The sequence below is a fragment of the Actinomycetospora sp. genome, assembly GCF_055612215.1.
In genome coordinates, this window is sequence record NZ_JBVPVA010000205.1 from 1 (window position 1) to 6,619 (window position 6,619).

At 76.2% G+C, this 6,619-nt stretch carries 9 protein-coding genes; 5 read left to right on the forward strand and 4 right to left on the reverse strand.

The features are described 5' to 3' along the window. Positions 1 to 607 (forward strand): aminotransferase class III-fold pyridoxal phosphate-dependent enzyme (locus AC0CYZ_RS05590; RefSeq protein ID WP_472213145.1); only part of this gene is annotated, 607 nt, incomplete at its 5' end. Between the two features lie 4 nt (positions 608 to 611). Here the strand turns inward: AC0CYZ_RS05590 and corA are convergent. Continuing rightward, entirely contained in the window at positions 612 to 1,664 is a 1,053-nt protein-coding gene (gene corA / locus AC0CYZ_RS05595) for a magnesium/cobalt transporter CorA (RefSeq protein ID WP_472213147.1), read from the reverse strand. Positions 1,665 to 1,793: 129 nt separating this feature from the next. Beyond that, positions 1,794 to 2,297, reverse strand: a complete 504-nt coding sequence (locus tag AC0CYZ_RS05600) for a hypothetical protein (protein ID WP_472213148.1) — start codon at positions 2,295 to 2,297, stop codon at positions 1,794 to 1,796. Positions 2,298 to 2,422: 125 nt separating this feature from the next. Between AC0CYZ_RS05600 and AC0CYZ_RS05605 the strand changes: the two genes are divergently transcribed. Further along, complete coding sequence (locus AC0CYZ_RS05605; RefSeq protein ID WP_472213150.1) at positions 2,423 to 3,046, forward strand: L-threonylcarbamoyladenylate synthase; 624 nt, start codon at positions 2,423 to 2,425, stop codon at positions 3,044 to 3,046. A gap of 9 nt (positions 3,047 to 3,055) precedes the next feature. On the opposite strand, the gene AC0CYZ_RS05610 is transcribed toward AC0CYZ_RS05605, so the two are convergent. Together AC0CYZ_RS05610 and AC0CYZ_RS05615 are read right to left on the reverse strand one after the other, a co-directional pair. After that, positions 3,056 to 3,733: a DUF4333 domain-containing protein gene (locus AC0CYZ_RS05610; RefSeq protein WP_472213151.1), complete on the reverse strand. Its 678-nt coding sequence runs from the start codon at positions 3,731 to 3,733 to the stop codon at positions 3,056 to 3,058. A gap of 143 nt (positions 3,734 to 3,876) precedes the next feature. Then, positions 3,877 to 4,362, reverse strand: a complete 486-nt coding sequence (locus AC0CYZ_RS05615) for an Hsp20/alpha crystallin family protein (protein ID WP_472213153.1) — start codon at positions 4,360 to 4,362, stop codon at positions 3,877 to 3,879. A 122-nt stretch (positions 4,363 to 4,484) separates the two neighbouring features. Between AC0CYZ_RS05615 and AC0CYZ_RS05620 the strand changes: the two genes are divergently transcribed. The 3 genes from AC0CYZ_RS05620 (at position 4,485) to AC0CYZ_RS05630 (ending at position 6,410) form a co-directional block, all read left to right on the forward strand. Further along, positions 4,485 to 4,775 (forward strand): hypothetical protein, encoded by a 291-nt coding sequence (locus tag AC0CYZ_RS05620; protein WP_472213155.1) that lies wholly within the window; start codon positions 4,485 to 4,487, stop codon positions 4,773 to 4,775. A gap of 114 nt (positions 4,776 to 4,889) precedes the next feature. After that, entirely contained in the window at positions 4,890 to 5,657 is a 768-nt protein-coding gene (locus tag AC0CYZ_RS05625; protein ID WP_472213157.1) for a PP2C family protein-serine/threonine phosphatase, read from the forward strand. Positions 5,658 to 5,675: 18 nt separating this feature from the next. Next, a complete protein-coding gene (locus AC0CYZ_RS05630; protein ID WP_472213159.1) occupies positions 5,676 to 6,410 on the forward strand; it encodes an HAD family hydrolase in 735 nt (244 codons plus the stop codon). Positions 6,411 to 6,619 lie beyond the last annotated feature (209 nt).

Here is a 6,619-nt window from a genome sequence, read left to right on the forward strand (position 1 = left end):
GATCGACGCCGTGATCTGCGGGTTCGGGCGGCTCGGCACCTGGTTCGGGATCGAGCGGTACGGGGTGGAGCCCGACCTGGTGACCTTCGCGAAGGGGGTGACGTCGGGCTACCTGCCCCTGGGCGGGGTGCTGGTGTCGCCGGAGGTGGCGGCGCCCTGGTGGACCACGCCGGGCGAGCGCACCCTGCGCCACGGCCCGACCTACGCCGGGCACCCGACGTGCTGCGCGGCCGGCCTCGCGACGCTGGACGTGTACGAGCGCGAGCAGCTCATCCCCCGCGGGCAGGAGCTCGAGGGGGCCCTCGAGGCCGCGCTGGCGCCGTTGCGTGAGCACCCCTACGTGGCCGAGGTCCGCGCCGGGACCGGGCTGCTCGCCGCCGTGGAGCTCACCCCGGACGTCCTCTCGTCGGTGCGCGACGCGCCGAACGCGCTGCTGCGCGGGGCCCGCGAGGCCGGGGTGCTCGTGCGCGGGCTGGGCAAGGGCGTGGCCGTGTCGCCGCCGCTGACCATCACCGAGGACGAGATCCGACTGCTCGGCGAGGGGATCCACGCCGGGCTCGAGGCACTGCCGGTGGAGCCGCCCGTCCCGAGCGCTCCGGGCGCGTAGCCGCCTACAGCCACCCGCGCCGCTTGAAGACGAGGTAGAGCACCAGGGAGGCGACGACCATCAGCGCGAGCGCGAAGGGGTAGCCGTAGGTCCAGTGCAGCTCGGGCATGGCGTCGAAGTTCATCCCGTAGATCGCGCCGATCAGCGACGGGGTGAACAGGATCGCCGCCCAGGAGGAGATGCGCTTGACCTCCTCGCCCTGGCTGAGGCTGGTCTCGGAGAGCCGGCGCATCTCCTCGTTCTGGCGGGTCCCGACCAGTGAGGAGTTCACCGTGAGCAGGCGCTCGAGGAGCTGGCGGTACCCGTCGGCGGCCTCGACCGCCTGCTCCACATGGTCGGCGACGTCGCGCAGGTTGCGGTGCAGCCCGACGATCGCGGCGTCGGACTCGTCGTCGGTCTCGGCGAGCAGGGTGTGCAGCATGCCGCGCAGCGGGTCGGTGGCGCGCTGGAACTCGATGACCTCGCGGGAGAGCCGGTAGATGCGCTGCGAGACGTCGGGGTCGCCCCCGAACACCTCGCTCTCGATCTGGTCGATGTCGCGGCGGAGCTCGGTGATCACCGGCGCGTAGTCGTCGACGACGCGGTCGAGGATGCCGTAGAGGACCGCCCGCGGGCCGATCGCGAGCAGGTCGGGGTCGGCCTCGAGGCGTCGGCGCACGTCGGCGAGGTCGGGACGTTCGGCGTGGCGGATCGCGACGACGAAGTCCGCCCCGAGGAACAGGTGGATCTCCCCCACCTGGACGTCTTCCTCCTCGTCGACGTACCAGGCCGGGCGCAGCACGACGAACTCGATGTCGTCGTAGCGCTCCAGCTTCGGGCGTTGGTGCGCCGTCACCGCGTCCTCGACGGCGAGGGCGGGCAGCGAGAAGTCGCGGGCCAGCCGCGCCATCTCGGCGTCGTCGGGGCGCAGCAGCCCGATCCAGGCGAAGTCGGAGCCCGACGGGGCCCGACCGTCCCGCGACTCCTCGTCGCGCAACAGGTCGAGGGCCCCGTCGAGGGAATCCGGCTCGGCCTCCCGGTGCCCGGACCGGTAGACCGCGTTGTCGACGACGCTCATGGCGGAGCGGGTACCCGCGGGTGAGCAGTCGTTAGCTCAGGAAGTCCGACAGGTCCGTGCGGTCGCCGGCGGAGCGGATCGGTTGTCCGCAACCGAGGTACCCGTGATCACCGGCCCGACACCCGGTGATCAGCCGGCCGTGGCGATCGGGACGACCTTCCGACCGGAGGGCGGGGCCACGATGGGCTGGATGGTCGGGTGGTCCGGCACCGACGACGTCGGGCGCGGCGTCGGCGCCGGGGTCGCCGGGGCGGGGGTCGTGGCGGCCGCGCTCGAGGCCGTGGCGCTCGAGGCCGTGGCGTCGTCCGAGGAACCGTCGTCGGAGGTGCAGGAGGAGTCGTCGCCGAGGTCGACGTCGCCCAGCACGTCACACCACGCCTGTGCGGCGAGGCCGGAGCCCGCCGCCGACGCGGCGTCGGGGTCCGCGCCGCCGCGGGTGTGGGACGAGTGGCCGTGTCCGTGGGAGTGGCCCGACCCGCCGTGACCACCCGTGCCGTCCCAGCCGTCGGTGGCGAGCGCCGTCCCGCCGGTCAGCAGGCCGGTCGCCGCCGTCGTCACCAGCGCGGCCGCGAGGCCGGCGGTCGCGGTGACCGTGCGCCGGGAGCCGTGTCCGGCCGCCGAGTGCGCGCCCATGGTGTCCTCCTGCTCCTCGGGGACGACGCCGCGCCGACCCCGGACTGCGAGTCACGATTCGGTCACGGATAACCCCGATCGGGCGCACGCACACGTCTGCCCGCGTGGTGCCTACCCTCGACGGGGTGGCCCGGTACTACGACGTGCACCCGCAGAACCCCCAGCGCCGCACCATCGGGCAGGTGGTGGGGCTGTTGCGCGAGGACGCCCTGATCGTCTACCCGACGGACTCCGGCTTCGCGCTGGGCTGCCGCATCGACGCGCGGGACGCCGTGGAGCGGATCAAGACGCTGCGCCGGCTCGACGACCGGCACCACTTCACCCTCGTGTGCCGCGACTTCGCCCAGCTCGGGCACTTCGTCGAGGTCTCGAACCCGGTCTTCCGTGCCGTGAAGGCGGCGACCCCGGGCCCGTTCACGTTCATCCTGCCCGCGTCGAAGGAGGTCCCCCGCCGGCTCGCGCACCCCCGCAAGCGCACCGTCGGCGTCCGGATCCCCGACAACGCCGTCGTCCGGGACCTGCTCGACGAGCTCGGCGAACCGCTGCTCTCGAGCACGCTGCTGTTCCCCGGCGAGTCGGAGCCGCCGACCGAGGGGTGGGACGTGGCCGAGCGGGTCGGGAACGCGGTCGACGCCGTCCTCGACTCCGGCGACCAGGTCAAGGAGCCCACGACGGTCGTCGACCTCTCCGGTCCCGAGCCCGAGATCGTGCGCCAGGGCGCGGGCGAGGAGCGGGTCTGGCGCTGGTGAGCGCGGCCCTCACCGGCGGGTGATGTCGAAGCGGACGTCGCGGCCGTCGACGGCGTTCACGGTGGCCTTCAGCGTGACCGGGGCGTTGTTCTGCGTCCCGGTGCAGGTGATGCTCGCGCCGACCCGGGCGGGCAACGGCCCGGGGCAGCGCACCGAGCCCGCCGGCAACGGCACCGTCTTCTCGATGGTGCTCTGCACGGAGGTCGCGGCGAGGTCGGAGGACGGCAGCCAGCTCGGCGGCACCCCGACGAACAGCGCGACGGCGAGCGCGGCCTCGGCGAGGGTGAGGAGGACCCCGAGGACGACGGCGGCCGTGGCGGCACCCCGGCCGGTGAGCCGCACCGGCTCGTCGGGGGCGGCCGTGGAGCGCGTGATCCGGTGCCGGGCGACGATCCCGACGACGAGACCGACCGGCGGCAGCAGGACGGCGAGCACGACGGCCGCCACCGCGAGCCGCGAGCGGCGGTGGGCGCGCGGCGTCGGGGCCGGACGCGGGCCCTGGGGGCCGTAGGCCGACCGGACGGGCGGCCGCGGCGGTGGGCCGGGGACGTGGCCGGCGGCCGGCGGGGACGACCCGGGAAGCCCGGACGGCCCCACCGGGGGCCGCGGCGGCATCGGCCGGCCGGACGGCACCGGGCCCGGCGAGACGGGGCCCGGGCGACCCGGGGGTGGGCCCTGCGAGGTCATCCCCATCTCCGGCGGTCGAACGGACGAGCGAAGGGCGATGGTAGTGGGGCCCGGACGCGACGACGCCCGCGGGCGCGGCGGCCGGTGGTGGCCGCCGCCGCGTCCCGCGGGCGTCGGGGGGTGGACCCGGAGGTCCTCCCGGATCAGGCGGAGTGGTCCTCGGTGCTCTCCGTGCCCTCGGCGGCCGGGGCCTCGTCGGACGCGGTGACCCCGCTGATGGTGATCCGCCGCGACTCGGGCTCGGCGTGCACGCCGGAGACGCGGACCGTCAGGACGCCGGCGTCGTAGGAGGCGCTGACGGCCTCCGGGGCGACGTGCGACGGCAGCGAGAAGCTGCGGCGGAACGAGCCGTGGCGGGTCTCGCGGAAGCCCTCGCCGGTGTGCTCGTCACGGCGCTCGCCGCGGACGACGAGCCGGTGCCCGACGACCTCGACGGTGACGTCGGAGGCGACGTCCACGCCGGGGAGCTCGAGGCGCACGACGGCGTCGTCGCCGTCACGCACGACGTCGGCCGCCGGGACGTACCAGGCGGACTCGGCCGCACGGGCCGGCGTGGCGAACCGGCGGAACTCCGCGCCGAAGGGAGCGAACGGGGACCGGGGACCCCAGAAGGTCAGTGCTGCGCTCATGGTGGTTCCTCCTCGGATGAAGGCGGCCCGACCTTGCGGGCCTCTGACTGCAGCAACGTGAGCGTGCTCGGCTCAATTCCCGGCCCCTGTCCCGGAGCGTCGTGGCCCGCGACACTGGGGGCATGACGAGCAGCGAGCCCGACCCGGCGGCGTCCACCGAGCCCGCCGTGCCGGCGGCCGACCCCCCGACGGAGCCGGCCGCCCCGACGTCCACCTCGGACTACACCGACGCGGGCGTCCCGACCTTCGACTTCGTCCGCGACCGTATCGAGGGTCGCGCCGCGACGGCCCTGGGCCGGGGCGAGCTGGACGCCGAGACCCCGGAGGGCCGCACCCTGGCCCAGCAGGAGGCCGACCGGGACGAGGCCGCGCGGGAACGCCTCGCACAGATCCGCCGGAGCATGAACGGCTGAGCCGGGTGACCCGGCCGGTCCGCCGATGTGCGGGACCCCACACCGCCGGCTCAGGCGCCGCACAGCCTCCGCCGGGACGGTGGAGTGCGACGGCGGGCACGGGGAGGTCGGGCGATGGGCGTGGCGACGGTCGCGGAGCGGCGCGGGGACGTACCCGCCGCGAGCAGCCCCTGGTGGTCGGCCTCGGCCCGGGGCCCGCGGCGCCACCAGGCGGACGCGGCGGCGGGCTTCCGGGGCCGCCACGGGCGGCTCGCGGTGGCGGTGGCCGACGGGGTCGGCGACACGGCGGCGGCCGCACTGGCCGCGCGAGCGGCGGCCGACCACGCGGTACGGATCGCGGCGCTCGACGGCCGCGCCGACCTGGCCGTGCTCGCGGCCCGCGACGTGCTGTTCGCCGCCGGGCGGGCGATCGCCGGCGATACCGCCCTCACCGTGGCCCTCGGCCCGGCCGCCGGGACGGCGAGCCCGACGTGGACGGTGGCCTGGGTGGGCGACTGCCGGGCCTGGTCCGCCGACGGCCGCGCCCTGCACCCGCTGACCCACGACCACACCGTCGCGGCGGAGATGCGCGCGGCGGGCGTGGCGGTCGCCGCGCGCCTGGAGAACGTCCTCACGACCAGCGTCCGGACGGTGCGCGGAGCCACCGAGATCGGCCTCACCGCGGTGTCCGCGCCAGCCGCGCTCGTGCTGGCCACCGACGGCGTCCACCGCGGCCTCGACCCCGCGCGCCTCGCCGGCCTCGTCGCCCACGTCCCGGCCCCGGCGCTCGCGCGCACCCTCGTCGACACCGCCCGGGCCGGTGGCACCCACGACAACGCGACGGCCCTCGTCGTCGCCGGGCGCGCCCCCCGCGCGGTGATCCCCGCACCGCGGCGGCCCTGAGGCGGCAGACTGATCGTCGTGCGCGCCCTGTTCGACCTCGCCACCGCCTACGAGCCGACCGACGACGAGCGCCGCGGTCCCGTCCCGGCCGTCGGCGCCGTGCTCGTCGACTTCTCCAACACGCTCTTCCACATGGTCGACGCCCGCACCTGGCTCGCACGGGTCGCGACGGCGACCGGCCGGGACCTCGACCTCGACGCCGTGCTCGCCGACGTCGCCGCGGCCGCCGCCCGCCCCGACGTCGTCGCCGCGCAGGACGGCCGCGACCTTTCCGACGCCGCGCACCGCGACGCCATGCGCGCGTGGTTCTCCCGCGTCCCGGCGCTCGTCGGCGCCGAGGACGCCGCCGTCGACGTCCTGCGCGCACCCGACGCCTGGGTTCCGTACCCGGACACCGCCGAGGTGCTCGAGGCGCTGGCGGAGCGGGGGGTGCCCGTGGGAGTGGTGTCGGACATCGGGTGGGACATCCGCGTCCACGCCCGCCGGGCCGGGGTCGAGCACCTCGTGGGGTCGTGGACGCTGTCCTGCGAGCTCGGCGTCGAGAAGCCCGACCCGACTGTGTTCCGCGCGGCGTGCGCGTCGCTCGGGGCCGATCCGCGGGCGACGCTCATGGTGGGCGACAACCCGGGCCGTGACGGCGGGGCCGTGGCGATCGGGTGCCGCGTCCTCGTGCTGCCCGCGGAGCACCGGCTGGGCGAGCGCGGACTGCGCGCCGTCCTGGACCTGGTCGGCCAGCCGGTCGGGGCGCGCTGAGCGCCCGTCACGAGGGGCACACCACGCAGGCCAGACAGCCGCCCGACCTGCCCCGCGTGCCCCTGATCAAGCCAACGGGAGGCCGGCCAGCCGGGGCCACCGAGGCCACTACCCGAACGCCGCCGCCAGCGCGTCCGCGAACCGCTGCTGCCCCTCCGGAGAGCGGGCGAGGGCGGCGTCCGCGGGGTTGCGGAGGTTCGCGCACTCGA